We start from the raw sequence: 17,302 nt of genomic DNA on the forward strand, positions 1-17,302 counted from the left end.
CATGGCAGCAGCGGCGACATCGATCATCGTTGATTGGGGAACGACATCATTGAGGGCGGCGCTCGTTGATGAAGGCGGCGAAGAACTCGATCATCTTGAAACCGCCGACGGTATTTCGAGCCTTGGCAAGGGTGAGCACGAGGCGGCGCTGATGGATGCACTCGCACCCTGGTTCTCAAGCCATGGGGCCTTGCCCGTCGCCGCACTCGGAATGATCACCAGCCGCAACGGCTGGGTCGAGGTCGCTTATGTGCCGTGCCCGGCCGGCCCGGCGGAACTTGCCGCCGGCACGGTGCGCAGTTCGCTGCCGAACGGGTCCGATCTCGTCTTCCTGCCCGGTCTGACCGACCCCGCCCGCCAGCCCTTCCCGGACGTGATGCGCGGCGAAGAAACCCAGATCGTCGGTCACGGCCTTGGCGACGATGCCACCCTCATCATCCCTGGAACACACAGCAAATGGGCGCGGGTGACGGCGGGAAGGATCGATGGCTTCCAGACATTCGTGACTGGTGAAATCTTCAACCTGCTTATCAATCACTCCTTCATCGCGCGCGGTTCCACGCAGCCGCCGGTCGATGATCAGGAGGCCTATCGCTGGGGTCTGACTGAGGCAAAACGATCCGCCGCCATGCTGTCGCTGCTGTTTTCGGCGCGAACCGGCGGGCTTGCGGGCCGGCTCTCGCCGGATCAGTTGCGATCCTATGTGCGAGGACTGGTCATCGGGCAGGAGTTTCGGCAAGCCCGCGAGGCCGGATGGTATGCGGAAGGAGACGAGGCAGCTATCGTCGGCAATGACGGGCTGAACGATCTCTATCTGGTTGCCGCAGATGTGTTCGGGCTCAAGACATCCATGGGTGCGGATGACGCCCTCACAAAAGGCGCTCTGACTGTCCTGCAGCAAGCGCTTTTATAACCCTTGCCGATCGCCGGTTGCCGAAATGGCGGCATCCGGCTTTCAAGACAATCTCTAGGACCAATCATGTACGACTTCCCAGCCAATATCGGCACCAGCCGTCACGAAAACGATATCATTGCCGTTCTGGCCCGCATTCAGCGCATCGGCCTTCCAGACAATCCGATCGCCTTTTATGGCTCATCCTCGTTTCGAATCTGGAGCTCCGTCACCGAGGATCTCGGCTCGCTGGATATCGTCAATCTGGGATTTGGCGGCGGCACTTACCTCTCTGCCAGCCACTACCTCGACCGGCTCCTGGTTCCCTTGAGGCCAGGTAGAGTGGTGCTTTATTTCGGCGAAAACGATATTGCCAGCGACGGCCTCAAGGCTGAGACGACGCTTGCGCACCTGCAGGATTTGCGCGATCGCATCTCTCGAGCGCTACCGCAGGCGGACGTCTTTGTTCTGGCGATCAAGCCCAGTCCGGCGCGCTGGATATACCGCCATGAATTCGATCTCTTCAACCAGACGGCGCGCGACTGGTGCAACGGCCGCGAACACACGACATGGCTTGATCCGAACGCCGGCCTCATTGGCGAAAATGGCCTGCCGATGTTCCGTTATTATTTACCCGATCTGGTTCACCTGAATACGGCAGGCTACGCGGTCTGGTCGGAAGCACTTAGAAAAAAGTTAGGTCTGTTGAACTGAGACAAGGGGTATCTTTATCTTTTGTTGGCTCCTGTCCCCACCATTGTTCACAGGCTGATTTCCATTGGATTTCTAGAGCACGTCCGTTGAACGCGGAATCTCGTTTAGGCCCCCCTTACTGGCGGAATTCTGATTCTAGCGCTCCGACTGGCGATTTGGTCGCAAGCAACATGGCCCGAGCTTTCAAAGATGGACCTGCGTAGCCGTGTTCTAGCTGCGTCACGGGATGGCATATCGACGCGCTCAGCAGCGTCCAGATTTGGGATTGGTGTTTTGACAGCCATCGCGTGGATTGCAAGCGCGCAGGAAAGCCGGCTGACCCCGGCGAAACAGGGACGACCCCGTCCGCCGGGGCGGCCTCTATCCGGCACTGAAGGATCTTAGTTGAGCCTACCCGCCCTAGGCGACAGCCAACAATGTGTGCACAGGCTGAAGGACGCAGTCTCGACCACCGACGAGGAAACGGTACACCCCGACTGCGACTCCAGAACCGCAGCCAGGTTTTTTCGGGCCATCGTCGAGGCTTATTTGCGCTTCCGCCGCAACTCGTCGCCATGGATGCCAAAGTGCTGGATGATCATATCGACGTTACGGCGGTGCGATTTGAAATAAATATCAAACAGATCACCGAAGACAGGAACACTGCCCACAAGAGCATCCATGGCGATGTTGCCAACCATTCGCGCAAGCTTTTCCTGCGGCACACCAAGGCGGCGCGCTTCATTGACGATATAGAGGCCGACAATCGCGCCCGCACCATCACCAATCAGTGGCAGCAAACCCATGATGGAATCTGCACCAAAACGGATTCCCGTGCCAGGAATGCGGATCGCAGTGTCCATCATACGAGCGATGCCCGACAGGCCGCAGGCGGCGGAGCCGCTCAGCACTATCCACGAAGTTGTCCGATGTGCCGTGGGCGTTCCACGTTCTCGCTGTCATACAATCGTGCTCCATAAAAGAGATATGCCTCAGCCTAATATGAATGGGGATGTGGAGAGTTGCGTTCAAGAGCGTTGCGCAAGCTATCTGCATCCATTGAAACCGAACCAGTTACGCTCAATCGCCTCGATCCTGCCTATGTGACAGCACCAATCGCCCGGCATCGCTCAGGCCCTACACCCCTTTTTCGATTCCGATAGGCCACAGTAATTTTTAAGCAATATTCTCCCTTACATTGACGCTACTACAGGACTGCTAGGTCGAGAGAAAGATGTGAGGCACGCCCTTGCATCTTTAACGTCTTTCGCGAGTTAAAGCTGATCTTCATAAAGCAGATGCGGACATGGCACATATTTTTTGAGTTCATCGGTGCATCTAAAGGCGGACTGCTGATGGACACTGGCGCTTTAACAACAAACGACATCGGAAAACTTATGGCCGTTTCTCATCAAGGTCCGCTGGCTAACACCAGGCTTTCTGGACGAACGATTCTCATTCTGATTGGCGTCGCGGTCATCCTGCACGTGGGTCAGGAAATCTTCGTGCCATTAGCCTTGGCTCTCCTCCTGACATTCACTCTGGCACCTATTGTCTCTTTTCTCCGAAAACACTCTGTGCCCAAGATTGCCGCCGTTATTTTGGCGGTCGCCTCAGCCTTCATGGCAATTGCGCTGTTCAGTTTCGTCGTCGCCACGCAGGTGACAAATCTTGCCGAAAACATCCCGACATATCAGCGCAATATCGTCACCAAGGTTCAGGCGCTCAGCCAAGCCGGATCAGGCAATGGTGTGCTCGAACATCTGAGCAAGGTTGTCGAGCGTGTCGGCGCCGAGTTGCAGACACGCGCCGTCGAAAGTCAGGACGAGCAGTCGACCGCACCAACCATGCGAGAGCCGATGCCCGTTGAAATCGTCACGCGATCCCATCCGGTCGAGACACTTGGCAATTTCATTCTTCCGCTTATCAGCCCGTTTGCAACGGCAGGTTTGGTCATCGTTCTTGTGATTTTCATGTTGATCGAGCGCGAGGACCTTCGCGACAGGTTCATCAGGCTGGTTGGACTTGGTGACCTGCATCGCACGACGGCAGCGCTGCAGGACGCTGGAAAACGGGTTGGGAAATACCTTCTGATGCAATTGGTGGTAAATGCCCTTTACGCCTTTCCCATCACCATTGGGCTTTGGGTGCTTGGCATTCCGAACGCGATCCTGTGGGGTCTGCTGACGCTGGTTCTGCGTTTCGTGCCCTATATTGGTCCCGTTATCGGAATGGTATTGCCGCTGTTCCTCGCCCTTGCAATCTCTCCCGGCTGGTCGTTGGTCGCGTGGGTCGCGGCACTTTTCATTATCACCGAACTGATCAGCAATAACGTCGTTGAACCTTGGCTTTATGGTAGCCACACCGGCTTGTCTCCGATGGCGATCATCGTCTCCGCAATCTTCTGGTCTTGGCTCTGGGGACCGCTGGGGTTAATGCTGTCGACACCTCTCACGGTGTGTCTGGTCGTTCTTGGCAGATATGTCCCCGAGTTCAGTTTTCTGGACGTTCTGCTCGGAAATGAACCAGTCCTCCAACCGCAGGAAAAGCTTTACCAGCGGCTGCTCTCCGGCGACCCCAACGAAGCGACTGACAACGCCGAAGAGTTTCTCGAAGAGGAATATCTCATCGACTACTATGAAAAAGTTGGTCTTCCTGCCTTGATCCTGGGCGAAGCGGACCGCCAGCGCGGCGTGATGACAGAGGCTCAGATCGCGCTTCTTGCCTCCAGCGCCCATGCCCTCATTGAAAATCTTGCAGAGATTGCGAGCGAAGAGGAAAACGAGGGAATGTCGGAAGACGAACAGCCTTCAGCGCCAGAGACCAAAGAGACAATCGCGCTACCGGACGGTAACGGCAGATCAATTCTATCACTGGGAGGCAGAGGGGCCATGGACGATGCAGCGTCTGCGATGTTATCGCAAGTTCTCTTGGTTCAGGGTGCGCAGATCAGACAAGCAGACTATACAGTGATTGAAGGGCGAGATTTGAAGGCTCTGGTGGCTGACGATATCGACACCGTTGTCGTTACGTTTCTCAATGAGAACTCGAAATCGCACGCACGACAGATCGTCCGTCGTTTGAAGCGTGTAAGACCTTCTCTTCGTGTCGGCATATTGTTGCCGATGGGAGAAGGCGGGCGCGAAGCGCCAATCGACCCACAAGACATAAGCGCCGACTTCGTTGCCGCTTCGCTGACGCAGGCCGTCGTGTCAGCCCTGAGCGACACAGGCCCTGTGGCCTTGAAAAGCCCCCTGAGAAAAGTGGCGCGCCAGCGCCGGGTACAGCCGGTGGCTGCCTGAACGCAGCCACGAGAAGTCTGTCGATGCTACCAAGGGGCACGCATCTCTTCTCCTGGATCATAACGCATAGGACCACCCGAAAGCTTCAGCCCCTGGACTTGCGCACGCTCATCACCGCGCAAACCCGTGTTCTGGAAAAAGCACGATGCATCGATACGAAGATTGAAAACGTTACGCGTCTCTAGGTATCTACGGCGAACTAAGAGCAGTCAGGTCTAAAGCTTGACAGTTGCGACATCAAAAGCGGCCTGCGGTTGTGAGACCTTTCAGCTTGGAGTCTCCCCTTGCTGAAACTTGGATTGGAGCCACTGATGTATGGATGACGTTCCCGCCAACAGTGAACCGCCGTCCTTTACAACACCGCCATTGAGGGAGGTAACAAGCGCTCCGGCTTCCTGGGCAATAATCTTGCCAGCCGCATAGTCGTAATGGCTAAGGCCGTCTTCGAAATAGCCATTTAGCCTGCCCGCGCCAACATATGCGAGATCGAGCGCGGCCGAGCCGAGTCGGCGGATGCCTGCTGTCTCGTTGGTGATGGTATCAAGGGCCCGGAAGAAACTACTGCGGTCCATCGACTTCAACTGTCCGTGGATCGGCATAGATAGAGATATGATGGATTCTTCCGGCTTTTTCTCTTCCAACCGTGTCAGTTCCTTACCGTTCATCCGGGCACCCTGCCCTCGAACTGCCGTGAACATCTCGTCCCGCAATGGGTCAAGGACGACGCCCAGTATTTCGCCATCGTTGTCCGCAAAGAGCGATGCTGACAGCAAAATAGGGAATGCCCCAGATCCTGCCGCCGGTTTCGTGGACACAGAATTAAGGTGTTTCCAATGAAACTGGATCGCGTGAATGCAACGAAGAAAGTTCAGCTGCGAGTAAAAGCTTGAGACGCTTCAGCAAGTCAGTCACGAGGTAACTCCTTCCCTGCGCCAACAGATGTGTCGGCAGGCGCGACCTGTGCGGTTTTCGCCGTATCGAGCCTTTGCCGAGCTTTCGGAACGATCAGCGGCGTTCCGGACACCGGATCGGAAATGATGACGGCCGGCAGGCCGAAGACGTCTTCCACGAGTTTCTCGGTGACGATGGCGGACGGCTTTCCTTCGGCTACGATAGCGCCGTCCTTCATGGCGATCAGGTGCGAGGCGTATCGGCAGGCATGGTTGAGATCGTGCAGCACGGCGACGACGGTGCGACCGTGTCGGTTGAGATCGGCCAGCAGATCGAGCAATTCGATCTGGTGGGCGATGTCGAGGAAGGTGGTCGGTTCGTCCAAGAGCAGGATCGGTGTTTCCTGCGCCAGTAGCATGGCAACCCAGATGCGCTGGCGCTGGCCGCCGGAAAGCTCATCCACCAGACGATCCGACAGGTCAGTGACGCGAGTTGCTTCCATCGCCTTGACGACGGCTTCCTCGTCGGCCTTCGACCATTGCCGGAAGAATGACTGGTGCGGGTAGCGGCCGCGCGCCACAAGATCGGCGACGGTGATGCCTCCCGGCGTAACAGACGATTGCGGCAAGAGGCCGAGACACCGAGCCACTTCCTTGACGGCAAGATCAGTGATGCTTCGTCCATCGAGAATGATCTGACCGACAGAAGGCGCGAGCAGCCGTGACAATGCCCTGAGCAGCGTGGACTTACCGCACGCGTTCGGCCCGACGATGACGGTGAGGGAGCCATCGGGAATGGCAACCGACAGATTCCGCGAAATCGTTCGCTCGTCATAGCGAAGCGTGACAGCGTCGGCACGCAGTCTGTCAGAAGTGGTATGGATGTTGGTAGAGGTCATTTGCGGCCCTCGCGAATGAGAAGCCAGACAAAGTAAAGGCCGCCGACGCTCACCGTCATCACACCGACAGGAAGCTGGACGCCGAAAGCGTGCTGTGCTGCGAAGTCGGCGGCCAGCAGCAAAAGCCCGCCCGTCAATGCGGACGGGATTAGTGCGACACCGGCGGAGCGCGTCAGACGCCGCGCGATCTGTGGTGCTGCAAGCGCAATGAAGGCGATCGGACCGGATGCGGCCGTGACGATTGCCGTCAGCGCCACCCCGAGCACCGTCAGTAAAAGCCGCGTCCTGTTTACATTGACGCCGGATGCTCTCGCCGCATCGTCACCCATCTCGAGCTGACGCATCGGCCGGAAAAGGAAGAGTGTCATTGGCACCACGATGCACAGCACGACGACGACCAGCAGAAGCTGTTCGAGGCCGAGACCGTTGAGCGAACCCGCTCCCCATATGGCGGCGCTCATCGCCACCTGAAGCTCGGCTTGGCGAATCATCCATGTATTGAAGGAACCGAGCATGGCCGCCACGCCGATACCGACAATGATCAGCCGGAAGCCCTGCCCACAGCGCAACCACGAGAGAATGTAGACGGCCGTGGCGGTGACAATGCCGCCGATCAGCGCACCGGCCGCCGTCTCGTAGTAGCCGCCGGAAAGAAGAAGGATGACGACCAGTGCACCTGTATAGGAGCCGGCGGAGAAGCCGATGATGTCGGGCGAGCCGAGGGGATTGCGGGTGAGGCTCTGGAAGATCGCGCCGCTCATTCCCAGAGCTCCCCCTAGCAAGAAAGCGAGCGCCACACGGGGCAGACGCCATTCCACCACGATTATCCGCACCATGTCGTCGCCCTGGCCCGCGAGCGCACCAAGCACTTCAGACAAGGTGACGGGATATTTACCGACCAGAAGCGATGCCACTGCGATAAAGGCCGCCAGCGTTAGCAGCAGCGTGGCTACAATTAGTGCACGGGCATGAATGAGGAACGACAATCGGCCCGAGAGCAGCCGAACCGCGACCAAGGTGCGGCCAAAATCGATCTGCGAAGAAGAGTGAAGCGTCATAACCCGCTCGCCTTCTTTCTGCGTACAAGCAGGATCAGTACCGGAGCACCGATGAAGGCGGTAACGATGCCAGCCTCGAGTTCTCCCGGATAAAGGATCAAACGCCCTGCAACGTCTGCAGCCAGCAGGAGCAGCGGTGCGTAGATCATCGTCGTAGGAATGATCCAGCGCTGGTCTGGGCCGGTAAACCAGCGCACCACATGCGGCACCATCAGACCGACGAAACCGACAGGACCACAAGCAGCCGTGCCCGCACCGGCAAGCAGCGTCACGGCGATAACCGTCATTGTCCTGGCACTAAGAATATTGGCGCCGAGCGAACGCGCCAGATCGTCGCCGAGCGCCACGGCGTTCAGTGGCCGGGCGGCAGTCAATGCAATCAAAAGCCCAGCGCCGATAAACGGGGCAACTGTCGTGACAATTTCCATATCCCTTCCCGCAATCGAGCCTATCGACCAGAAACGCATGGAATCGAAGGCTTGCGGATCGAGCAGTGTGATAGCGGAACCGATACCGCCGAGAACGGCCGACAGTGCGACGCCGGCAAGAACCATTCTTACCGGCGTCGCGCCATCCGAGCCGACCGCGCCAAGCGCATAAACCGCGAGCGTGACCGTGATAGCCCCCAGAAATGCAAACCAGAGATAGGAGTCTATGGAATAGAGGCCGAGCATACCGACCGCGAGTGTCACGAAGAAGGCGGTACCGGCATTGACGCCCAGTAAACCCGGGTCAGCCAGAGGGTTGCGCGTTGCCGCCTGGATCAGTGCACCAGATACACCAAAAGCCGCACCGCAAAGCAGACCAAGCAAGGTTCTCGGAAGGCGGTAATCATGCACTATGATGTGCTCCGCAAGGTTGGTGTCATAGGTGAACAGAGCTTCCAAAACCGTCAAAATGGCGATTGGCCGTGCTCCGATCGAAAGGCTGATCAGCGTCATGGCACCCAAAAGGACAAGACCGGCCACCAGACCGAACAGCCGTGGCATAATCCCGGCCAAGCCGCATTTTTCTTGATGGGTAGGGACAACGGTACTCATGCGCGTGACTGCCCTTGTACCCAATAACCAACCGCCGTAATCCGGGACTTGTCGATGCCACATATATCGCGAAAATGTCGACGGCATTCCGCAACTGCTTTCGCTTCGCCTGCGATCCACACGTAGCCAGTATTCTCTGGAAAGGTCGCCGTTCGGGCGATGTCGACAAGCTCGGTTGCATTGCGGGTTTTGCCGAATGATTCATGCCAGAAAACCGCGACATTTCCCCCAGCCGGAAGTTCGACGCGGTCCTCAACGGTGGGAATTTCGACATGCGCAATAACAGTGCGATCGTGTGGCAACTCTTCCACGATCCGACTTATCGCCGGCAGGGCAGTGTAGTCACCGATTAGGAGAATTGCACCTTGACAAGGCGGATCAAAGCGCGAACGAGGCAGGTAGATTTCTATTGCATCGCCAACACAGGCCCGTTGAGCCCATTCAGTGGCGATACCGACGTCATGCTTGACAAAATCGACCGTGAGGCAGCGATTGTCCATGTCCCATCGCCGTACGGTGAAATAACGACCCGCAGTCGTCATGTCCGGCTTTGTGAATGACAACCAGATAAATTCGTCGGGTGCATCTGTGCTGCAAAAATGCGCTAGATCCTCTCCACCAAGCACTATACGCACCATTGACGGGGTAAGGCACACTCGCGACAAAACAGTCGCCCGCATTGACGCTGTACTCAACGGTCTATCCCCACGCTGTGTTTTGAAGTGCCCTCGAGACGACTTGCGAACTTCGGAAATCCATAGGGTATGGACAGAACACTTGGATTGCAGGCGACCCACACCGCCAGTGGATCGTCGAGCGGGACATATCCACCATTCACGACCGGAGAGAACCGCTTGAACAGCGAATTCCCCTCCAGTTCCAGCCGCGCGCCCGGCGGGAACCATAAGATCAAGAGATCTGTCTCTATGGTATCCAGCAACTCCAGACTGATGCTGGCGACGATCTTCCGTCTTGTCGAAGACGCGAAGGACAAGGCACTCGGCGCAATCCGTAAGCCGAGTTCCAATAGTGATGCGACCCGGCCGTCGGGCGGGAGGTAGACGTCGATGGCGTTGCTCGCCGGGAAGTAGTTGCCAAAGACGAACGTCCTGTCACGGATATGTGGATGAACCTTGGCAAGATCCCGCAGTTGGACTTTGGTCGCTGAAATCAGGTCGCTTGCTTGTCCGGAGAGCCCAATTGCGGCGCCTGCCAGTTCCGTGATTTCCTTCCAGTCCGCCTGCAAGGGGCCGGATCGATAGGCGACCGTTGGAGCAATTTGCTGTAGGCGGTGCCAGGCCTGGGCATTGATGTTCGTCCGAATTGCCAGAATGAGGTCGGGCTTGAGCAGGGCGAGTGCCTCGTAGTCGATCAGGCCCTGGTTCAGAAGCGTAGGCTTGGCATCACCGATTTTATTTGCGACCCACGGCAGGACGCCATTTGGAAACTGGCCGTAGCTGGGCATTGCAATCGGCGTGACGCCGAGAGCCAGCAAGGCATCTTCGCCGCCCCAACCCAATGTGACAATGCGCCTAGGCGGTTCGGGGATGATGGTTGTCCCAAATGCATGCGAAACGGATACAGGAAAATGCCTGTCGAACGACGTAGCCGAAGCAGACCATCCGAACGAAACGGTCGCTCCCAGAGCCGCCATAAGGAAATTCCGCCGCTCAAGCACGGCGTCCTTCTTTTCTTTCACGATCAGGACCTCAGAACGTTGCTTTAAGGCTGAGCGTGATAGTCCGGGGATCGCCATACATGCTACCCCAACCCGGGGCTCCCACCGTCTGATAGTACCGCGTGTCGAAGAGGTTATCGACGCTCAGAGCCGCCTGGACGTTTTCGTTGAACTTGTAGCCGACCCGGGCACCAAGAACGGCAAAGGGTTCCTGGGTAACCCTGGTAGTTCCAACTGTTCGGCTTGTCTCCGACTGGAAGCGGACACCGGCTCCGACTGTCAAACCTTCTAACTGTTCCGTAAAACTGTAGTCACCCCAGATCTTGATCAGATGGTCAGGCGTAATTGTCCTGTTGAAAGCGTAGTCTTCTTCACCCGCGATGAGCGTCTTGTGTGTGTAGGTGTAGGATGCGGCCACCTGCAAGTTGGAGAACAACTCCCCGCTTAATTCGAGCTCAACACCTTCGCTTCGGACTTTTCCTCCCGCAATGGAGCATTCGCCGGTTGGGGAAGAAGCACATGGATAATTGTCATCATCGAAAACGGCACGGTTCTTTGTCGTACTGCGGAAAAGCGAAACCGACGTGTTCGCCCGCCCGTCAAGCACATTCCCCTTGATCCCGATTTCGTAATTGTTGCCAAGGATTGGGTCGAGCGTCTGTCCCGAAGCATCGACGTTCGTCTGCGGCTGGAAAATATCCGTGTAGCTCGCATATACCGACCAGTTGTTGTCGAGATCGTAGACAATGCCTGCATAAGGGGTGAAAACACCTTTCTCCTGATAGGAAGAAGACGGGACACCGGGCTCGTGACTAACCGACCGGTGTTTGTACCAGCTCACGCGGCCGCCCAGAATAACGGCCAGCGGATCCGTCAGGCTCAGCCGGGTCATGCCGTAGAGTGCCTGCTGCTCGATCGTGTTTCGTGTGTTGCCGCCATTAATGCGATTGGCGATGATGAAGTTGTCATCAACTTCGGGAATAGAAATGGGATCAAAGACGTTCTGGGCAATTCCCAGTCGTGCGACGGCGAATTCGTTATCGCTAACCAGTCTGTTGATGCTGCCCCCCAGAATGACGTCGTGGGTACGGCCGAACAGATCCAGTTTTCCATCGAGATAGCTGTCGAAAGCCACGTTCGATGTTTCCATGTCAAAAAGGCTACCCATCATAGAAGAGCCGGCAAGGGTTGTCGGGTTGATGGCGCCAACGGAGTACTCGTATTTCACGTCATGCTGCTCGCGCCAGTAATCGACGGAGGTCTTCCACTTCCAGTTCTCATTGATGTCATGGGTGACGTCCGCGAACAGCGATACCTGATCGGTGTCCCAGTAGTTCCAGCTCTGGCCAAGGCAGGTATCGCGAGAAAGTCCAAGATCGGACCCATCACTATAGTGCGGCAGTCCCGTGAAGCAGGGGGTCGACGTCCGGTGTTTGTAGCTGCCTCCGAACGCCACGGTCGTATTATCTGTTATGTCGGCCTCAAGGATCCCGTAAAGAAAAACGTTACGGCTTTTCGCGGTATCGGTGAAGTAGTCGCGGTCATTGAATGAACCTACAATGCGACCCCGCAATGATCCTGGCTCATTTAGGGGACCGGTCGCATCGACTTCGGTTCGATAGTTCTGGAACGAACCGATATCCTGGGAGACCGAAAGCTGGCGCTTGTCGAGCGGCCGTTTCCTGACCATGTTGACCGTCGCACCGGGATATCCGACGCCTTGGAGCAAACCGGCTGCGCCACGCAAAACCTCAACGCGATCGAACGCTGCCATGTCTTCGCTGAAACTGTTCGCCTGCGCGTAATAGGTGCTGCGGGCAACGCCATCATATTGCATCGTGTCAACGACCGAACCACGTGAATAGACATATCTCGACCCCATCGGGCTGTCGTAGAGCGAAATGCCCGGGGCCTCTTCGAGCGCATCATCGATCGTCGCAACATTCCGATCGTCCATCTGCTTACGTGTGACCACTGAAACGGCTTGGGGGATACGGCGTATTTCCTGCTCGCCCTTGCCGATTGTGGCGTTTGCAGCCGTGTAGGAGCCAGTTCCCTCTGTGGTCGCACCGTGACTTTGAACCGTAATGGTTTCGAGCACTGTCGAGTCATCCACCGCGGCGCCAGCGTTCGACATCGCTGAGGGACTGACTATGGTTACGGTATTGGCGGCGGTGAAGCGGTAGGACAGTCCCGTGCCTGCGAGAAGCCTGCCGAGTGCCTCATCCCGGCTGAGACTTCCCGAGACACCGGGCGATGTTTTGCCGCGCACCAGGCTGGCCGGATAAAGAACCTGAAGGTTGGAGCGGTCACCGAAGCGGGAAATCGCGGTTCCGAGCGCGCCTGACGGGACGGAATAACTGATAGTGGCGGATGCCTGCTGCGCCGCTGCGGGCCGAACAATGGTAACATCCATCAAGGAAATCACCGTTGACGCCAGAAGTGCCAAACCCAACCCGCCGATCCGTCTGTTTGCCTTGCCGGATGACCTGTCCCCAAACTGCTTCACCATAGCCCCTGTCAAACTCCTGTCCTTGCGTATTTCACGAGTGCAAACGCACCCGTCCGATGCAAAGACGGATTTCGAGGTACACCACCTCACCCCCAAAGTGGAAAATAATCGTCAAGTTTTGATAAAGGGTCGAAATGGGAGGAAAACTCAGCCCGCCCCTCTTATTCAAGCAGGATGCAGAACAACCAGCCAGGGAGACAGCTGGAAGGTTCGAACCGGCAAAGTCGTCCGGATCGCTTCAAGCACGCCATCAGGATTGCTGATGTCAAAAATGCCGCTCACGCGCATATTCAGCAGACGACTTTCAGTGACCTGGATGGTGCCCGAACGATAACGGTTCACGTCGGCAAGAACCTGTCGCAGCGGGCGATCCTCAAAAATCAGCTTACCGCGCCGCCATGCAGTTTCAGATTCCACATCGACGGGTTGAACCTTGCCAAGCCGTTCATCGTCATAGGTGACATATTCCCCGGCATTGACGACGGTATCGGAGTGATCCGGTCCTATGACGGAAACAGCACTCTCTTCGACGGATACGGTCACGGTGCCGGACCATTCGTGAATGACGAAGCGCGTTCCCAAGGCAGTAGTACTGCCATTGGCAATCAGAACGGTGAAGGGGCGTCTGGCATCCTTGGCAACATCAAAAAAGGCACGGCCGCGAAGAAGGCGTACAGTACGGACCGCATCGGTATAGGCCAGGGAGATCGCGCTGTCCGCATCCAGTTCGACCGTCGTTCCGTCGACAAGGGTTACACTGCGCAGTTCACCCGTTCCGGTAAAATGATCGCTCGTCAGGAAATCCGGCGGACCTGCGACCAAGACAACGGCGCCTACGGCGACAGCGGAAGCACCTCCGGCTAGAAAGGCACGGCGAGATGCCAGCGGGCGACGGGGTGTTTGTCCAACCGCGCTCTTGCGTGGATCGGGAATCCGGTCAAGATCGGACCAGATGCCACCAAGCTTGGCATATTCAGTAAGGTTCAGAGGATCGGAGGCCATCCATGCGACGTGATCGGCCCGTTCCGCTTCGGTTGCATCGCCTGAATTTAGGCGCACAAACCAAGCCAGCGCCTCATCGCGCGATTTTTTTCTTCTATCGTTGTTCGTTGTTGCCATAGTGGCCACCGGCTGTTTCCTTGCGCAAGCTGAGCCAACGTTTTCCGAACCAGATATCCGACATATAGACGAATCTGACCGGACAGCACCTCACCCATGCCGCGCATATTTCTTCGAAACTTCTAGTCAATGAGATCGCCAAGCCGGTCCCGCAAGTGCGCAAGCGCCTTCATAACCAACTTTTCGACGGCGCTTTTTGTTATCTTCAAGTCGCGGGCGATTTCGGCATGGCTCAATCCATCAAACTTGTGCATCAGGAAAACCTGTCGTTGTCGCGGGGTCAATTCTGAAATGGCCTGTTCAAGGCTGCCGAGACGCTGGCGGTAATCCACGACCCTTTCCGGCGACGGTCTATCATCGGCGGAATCAGGAAGCTCTACAGAAGATAAATATCGCTCAAGCGACCGCCGGCCGCGAATGTGATCCGTTGCCTGATTATCGGCCATTCGAAAAAGATAGGATCGCGGGTTCTTGATGTCAGTTTCGACGGGAATGCTCTGAAGTCGCAGGAACGTATCCTGCAACACATCGTCAGCATCCACATCGCGACCATGGCGACGAGAGAGATGCCTCAACAGTTCTCCATAGCTGGCTGCGAAGCTCTCAAGTATATTTTTCTTTTTGTCTCCGACCATTTTTTTAGAACCGTTCGACAATTCTCGACATGGATATTTGAGCAGTGCCCTCTAGGGTCGAGTTGTCTCCATCATGCAGTACGACAGTGAAGCCTGGTAAAGGCCTCACTTTCTCCTTTAGCAAAACTTTCCATAAAAAATCCAGTTATATGGCGAGGTGGAATTCGGTTTGAAACTTCCTCGTCCCCTTGCACTTCCCGACTGAGCCTTGGTCCGATAGCAACCCGCTCGCCCGGAGCTTTGAGGAATTCGTCATAACGCTCGCCACCCTTGCCGCGCCCGGCGGCCTGAGCTGCGTCCGGAAGAGAAGTGGTCGAGGCCAGCCAGAAGCGGACAAACAACGCGATGGCAGTTTCGGCAATCAGCGAATCCGAGTGCCCACGCCGTTCGGTAAAATCCGCGAGGCGGCGCGAGCAAGATGTGTGCGTGAATGCGCTTGGGATGGTCCAAAGTTTGTAAACACCTTTTCCCATTTGCGAGGGAGCCGGGAATGGTCGAGTGCCTTGGGGAGAGCAAAGCAGCCCCTTGGACTTGGCCGGTCAGGCTGCTGTGTTCTGGCCGGGAGGAACGGCAAGTGCAACCGCGTCAGCGCCGGCGGGAAAGCGGAGCTAGCCGCTGGCATCATGCACGACTGCCCAGATTGCATCGGCGACGTCCGTTTCCCTTGTTGTCAGCGCAGGGTTTGCAAATGCCTCGAAAACCGGTCTTGCGAAATCGGCATAGGCCGCAGGGATCATGCCCCCGAACCGAACTGTTTTGCCCGGAGCTTTTCGTCGGTGCGTAGCCAAGCTCAACGACCTTTGCGCGTAGTTCAAAGTACGCCAGTTGATACGCCAGCAAGCCGGTGAAGCCTTCGATGACTTGCTTGCTTGCCGTGTAGGCGGCCGCCAACGGCATCGCTGCCAGCGTCACCCTGGATGTGACGTTGACGATGATGCCCGAACGACGCTCGCGCATTTGGGGAATGACAGCCTGCACCATGGCCATAACGCCCAATGTGTTCGTCTCGAAAAGGCAGTCAGATCTCATACCCATGCCGCAGGTGATGGCGACGGCTTCAGGGATTGCCGAACTCGTTCTTCCTGTCTTGCTGGTGTTTGGCCTTTTCACACGTTATTCCGCGCTTGGCCTGCTGGTCATGACGGCAGTGATCCAGCTGACAGTTCCAGACGGCTGGGCCAATTTTCATCTTCCCTGGGCCGCCATGGCACTGACCCTTGTCGTGTACGGGGGTGGCAGGATTGCGATTGACTACTTCGTCAAACTGCGTCGAGATTCACTCATTTGAGGGTAATGACTGTTACTGAGCGGCTTCGCCAATCGCCACCAGCGAAGGTTGCACAACATCTCTCACTCGCTGTCTATCACTTTGAACGGTAAGAAGTTCGCTCGGAGTGGGGGCTGGCCATGATAGAAACGAGGGTAGTCTGGGCAACACTACGTATCGATATTGAATCGGTCCAATCCAGTCTATTATGGAACTTAGAGCATTCTCGATAACAGCATGCGGTCGACGCTGTGATTGGTTCGATGTCACACGCTGTTGATGGGGGTACGAACCCACCGCACGTCATTTGTTGTCAGACTTTCTGGAGCATTCCGATTGGCTTAGAAACACAGTGGAATGGACTCATTCGAAAATTATTGGTGAATTTCGTTTAGGTATTCAGCGCATTGTCGAGGTCGTGCAATCCAACCATCAGCATCATGGGATCGGACGGAGAAGACAGGAAGCCGACGGCTTCGTAGAAGGCTCGTGCGTCATCAGAAATCGCATGGACCAGCACGCCGCGGATCCCGAGCACTTCAGCGGCATTCAGCAGGCGCAAACCCGCGTCGCGCACCAATGCCCTGCCGATACCACGCCCTTGACAGGACTGATCAATGGCGAGGCGGCCAAGCACTGCAACTGGGATTGGATCAGGCATATTGCGCCGAAAGCGGCCAGGCACTTCCGGCGGTTTCACGGAGCCAGAGGCCAGGGCGTAGTACGCGATGACGCGGCTCTCGTCGCACACGACAAAGGTCCGCGACGCGCCGCCTGCTTGATTGGCCCGGGCACGGCGCCGAAGCCAGTCGTCCAGTTCAGGTACTCCAGAATTGAATTCGGCCAGTTCGTGATGATCGGCCAGGGGGACTGGTGCGCTGAGAGTCACGCCTCATCCCAGGGCGCTTTGGTCGACATCGTGCGCTTTAGACGCTCATTGGGCTGTGCAGGCGCATCGAGACGGGCAAGATATTCGGCATAAATTTCGGGGCTTACCGTGACGATTGTACGGTCGAGCAGCACCTCCTCCGCACGGCGCTCGGAAGCTTCCAACATGAAGTCTGTGCGCGTTTTGCCGAGCAACTCCGCGGCGCGATCGATCAAGTTGCGAGTAGCAGGTTTGATGCGCATATTCAACTGCACACTTGCGTCCGGGCTCTTACCCGTGTGTGAGGTCGGCATGGGAAACTCCTATCCAAGCGCATTTATATAGCGTAACGACATTATCTTCACAAGCGGCGTAAAGATAATGTCGTTACATTCGCCTGCGGACGAGCGCACGACAGACGCCGGCTTGAAGCATAACCTCATGGGATG

The 17,302-nt window shown here is 56.7% G+C and carries 16 protein-coding genes and 3 pseudogenes; 5 read left to right on the forward strand and 14 right to left on the reverse strand.

Features of this window, described 5'->3' with window-relative positions:
• Position 1: 1 nt before the first annotated feature.
• The 3 genes and pseudogenes from GH784_RS16855 to GH784_RS27450 form a co-directional block, all read left to right on the forward strand.
• Positions 2-913: a 2-dehydro-3-deoxygalactonokinase gene (locus GH784_RS16855; protein WP_035201454.1), complete on the forward strand. Its 912-nt coding sequence runs from the start codon at positions 2-4 to the stop codon at positions 911-913.
• Positions 914-979: 66 nt separating this feature from the next.
• Positions 980-1,606 carry a GDSL-type esterase/lipase family protein gene (locus GH784_RS16860; RefSeq protein ID WP_112153463.1) on the forward strand — a complete coding sequence of 209 codons (627 nt, stop codon included), beginning with the start codon at positions 980-982 and terminating at the stop codon, positions 1,604-1,606.
• Between the two features lie 170 nt (positions 1,607-1,776).
• Positions 1,777-1,948, forward strand: a pseudogene (locus tag GH784_RS27450) (IS630 family transposase); the annotation flags it as partial.
• Positions 1,949-2,130: 182 nt separating this feature from the next.
• Here GH784_RS27450 and GH784_RS16865 read toward each other — a convergent pair.
• Positions 2,131-2,499: a DUF4112 domain-containing protein gene (locus GH784_RS16865; RefSeq protein WP_323131479.1), complete on the reverse strand. Its 369-nt coding sequence runs from the start codon at positions 2,497-2,499 to the stop codon at positions 2,131-2,133.
• A gap of 483 nt (positions 2,500-2,982) precedes the next feature.
• Here GH784_RS16865 and GH784_RS16870 point away from each other — a divergent pair, with 483 nt between their 5' ends.
• Positions 2,983-4,887 carry an AI-2E family transporter gene (locus GH784_RS16870; protein WP_035200880.1) on the forward strand — a complete coding sequence of 635 codons (1,905 nt, stop codon included), beginning with the start codon at positions 2,983-2,985 and terminating at the stop codon, positions 4,885-4,887.
• Positions 4,888-5,153: 266 nt separating this feature from the next.
• On the opposite strand, the gene GH784_RS16875 is transcribed toward GH784_RS16870, so the two are convergent.
• The 11 genes and pseudogenes from GH784_RS16875 to GH784_RS16925 all read right to left on the reverse strand — a co-directional run.
• Positions 5,154-5,660, reverse strand: coding sequence for an inositol monophosphatase family protein (locus GH784_RS16875; RefSeq protein ID WP_281406567.1), 507 nt, complete (start codon positions 5,658-5,660; stop codon positions 5,154-5,156).
• Between the two features lie 131 nt (positions 5,661-5,791).
• Positions 5,792-6,676 (reverse strand): ABC transporter ATP-binding protein, encoded by an 885-nt coding sequence (locus tag GH784_RS16880; RefSeq protein ID WP_051376977.1) that lies wholly within the window; start codon positions 6,674-6,676, stop codon positions 5,792-5,794.
• The gene (locus GH784_RS16885) at positions 6,673-7,734 is read right to left on the reverse strand and encodes a FecCD family ABC transporter permease (protein WP_112153464.1); all 1,062 of its coding nucleotides are present in this window, start codon (positions 7,732-7,734) and stop codon (positions 6,673-6,675) included. The genes GH784_RS16880 and GH784_RS16885 overlap by 4 nt, the downstream gene beginning before the upstream one ends.
• Positions 7,731-8,735, reverse strand: coding sequence for a FecCD family ABC transporter permease (locus GH784_RS16890; RefSeq protein ID WP_246670466.1), 1,005 nt, complete (start codon positions 8,733-8,735; stop codon positions 7,731-7,733). The genes GH784_RS16885 and GH784_RS16890 overlap by 4 nt, the downstream gene beginning before the upstream one ends.
• Positions 8,736-8,770: 35 nt before the next feature.
• Positions 8,771-9,454 carry a siderophore-interacting protein gene (locus GH784_RS16895; RefSeq protein WP_083211558.1) on the reverse strand — a complete coding sequence of 228 codons (684 nt, stop codon included), beginning with the start codon at positions 9,452-9,454 and terminating at the stop codon, positions 8,771-8,773.
• 11 nt (positions 9,455-9,465) lie between these two features.
• Positions 9,466-10,530, reverse strand: a complete 1,065-nt coding sequence (locus GH784_RS16900; RefSeq protein ID WP_112153466.1) for an ABC transporter substrate-binding protein — start codon at positions 10,528-10,530, stop codon at positions 9,466-9,468.
• Entirely contained in the window at positions 10,484-12,868 is a 2,385-nt protein-coding gene (locus GH784_RS16905; protein ID WP_194842976.1) for a TonB-dependent siderophore receptor, read from the reverse strand. The genes GH784_RS16900 and GH784_RS16905 overlap by 47 nt, the downstream gene beginning before the upstream one ends.
• A gap of 261 nt (positions 12,869-13,129) precedes the next feature.
• Positions 13,130-14,083 carry a FecR family protein gene (locus GH784_RS16910; protein WP_051376981.1) on the reverse strand — a complete coding sequence of 318 codons (954 nt, stop codon included), beginning with the start codon at positions 14,081-14,083 and terminating at the stop codon, positions 13,130-13,132.
• Positions 14,084-14,205: 122 nt separating this feature from the next.
• Positions 14,206-14,718, reverse strand: coding sequence for an RNA polymerase sigma factor (locus GH784_RS16915; RefSeq protein WP_051376982.1), 513 nt, complete (start codon positions 14,716-14,718; stop codon positions 14,206-14,208).
• 71 nt (positions 14,719-14,789) lie between these two features.
• Complete coding sequence (locus tag GH784_RS27455; RefSeq protein ID WP_244878310.1) at positions 14,790-15,191, reverse strand: hypothetical protein; 402 nt, start codon at positions 15,189-15,191, stop codon at positions 14,790-14,792.
• A 135-nt stretch (positions 15,192-15,326) separates the two neighbouring features.
• Positions 15,327-15,732: pseudogene (locus GH784_RS16925) on the reverse strand (SDR family NAD(P)-dependent oxidoreductase); the annotation flags it as partial.
• 16 nt (positions 15,733-15,748) lie between these two features.
• On the opposite strand from GH784_RS16925, the pseudogene GH784_RS16930 reads away from it, so the two are divergent.
• Positions 15,749-16,006 (forward strand): annotated as a pseudogene (locus tag GH784_RS16930) (DoxX family protein); the annotation flags it as partial.
• Positions 16,007-16,376: 370 nt separating this feature from the next.
• Here GH784_RS16930 and GH784_RS16935 read toward each other — a convergent pair.
• Together GH784_RS16935 and GH784_RS16940 are read right to left on the reverse strand one after the other, a co-directional pair.
• Positions 16,377-16,874, reverse strand: coding sequence for a GNAT family N-acetyltransferase (locus GH784_RS16935; RefSeq protein WP_035200888.1), 498 nt, complete (start codon positions 16,872-16,874; stop codon positions 16,377-16,379).
• Complete coding sequence (locus GH784_RS16940; RefSeq protein ID WP_035200890.1) at positions 16,871-17,167, reverse strand: type II toxin-antitoxin system TacA family antitoxin; 297 nt, start codon at positions 17,165-17,167, stop codon at positions 16,871-16,873. Before GH784_RS16940 ends, GH784_RS16935 begins: the two co-directional genes overlap by 4 nt.
• Positions 17,168-17,302: the final 135 nt, after the last annotated feature.

The sequence above is a fragment of the Agrobacterium tumefaciens genome, assembly GCF_009649785.1.
GTDB classification, from domain to species: Bacteria; Pseudomonadota; Alphaproteobacteria; order Rhizobiales; family Rhizobiaceae; genus Agrobacterium; species Agrobacterium tumefaciens.

What these genes read in the sequence shown, in the direction of transcription:
- GH784_RS16855 (WP_035201454.1), top strand. Translation starts at nt 2, where the DNA reads ATGGCAGCAGCGGCGACATCGATCATCGTTGATTGGGGAACGACATCA.
- GH784_RS16860 (WP_112153463.1), top strand. Translation starts at nt 980, where the DNA reads ATGTACGACTTCCCAGCCAATATCGGCACCAGCCGTCACGAAAACGAT.
- GH784_RS16870 (WP_035200880.1), top strand. Translation starts at nt 2,983, where the DNA reads ATGGCCGTTTCTCATCAAGGTCCGCTGGCTAACACCAGGCTTTCTGGA.
- GH784_RS16880 (WP_051376977.1), bottom strand. Translation starts at nt 6,676, where the DNA reads ATGACCTCTACCAACATCCATACCACTTCTGACAGACTGCGTGCCGAC.
- GH784_RS16885 (WP_112153464.1), bottom strand. Translation starts at nt 7,734, where the DNA reads ATGACGCTTCACTCTTCTTCGCAGATCGATTTTGGCCGCACCTTGGTC.
- GH784_RS16895 (WP_083211558.1), bottom strand. Translation starts at nt 9,454, where the DNA reads ATGCGGGCGACTGTTTTGTCGCGAGTGTGCCTTACCCCGTCAATGGTG.
- GH784_RS16900 (WP_112153466.1), bottom strand. Translation starts at nt 10,530, where the DNA reads ATGGCGATCCCCGGACTATCACGCTCAGCCTTAAAGCAACGTTCTGAG.
- GH784_RS16905 (WP_194842976.1), bottom strand. Translation starts at nt 12,868, where the DNA reads ATGGATGTTACCATTGTTCGGCCCGCAGCGGCGCAGCAGGCATCCGCC.
- GH784_RS16910 (WP_051376981.1), bottom strand. Translation starts at nt 14,083, where the DNA reads ATGGCAACAACGAACAACGATAGAAGAAAAAAATCGCGCGATGAGGCG.
- GH784_RS16915 (WP_051376982.1), bottom strand. Translation starts at nt 14,718, where the DNA reads ATGGTCGGAGACAAAAAGAAAAATATACTTGAGAGCTTCGCAGCCAGC.
- GH784_RS27455 (WP_244878310.1), bottom strand. Translation starts at nt 15,191, where the DNA reads ATGGGAAAAGGTGTTTACAAACTTTGGACCATCCCAAGCGCATTCACG.
- GH784_RS16940 (WP_035200890.1), bottom strand. Translation starts at nt 17,167, where the DNA reads ATGCCGACCTCACACACGGGTAAGAGCCCGGACGCAAGTGTGCAGTTG.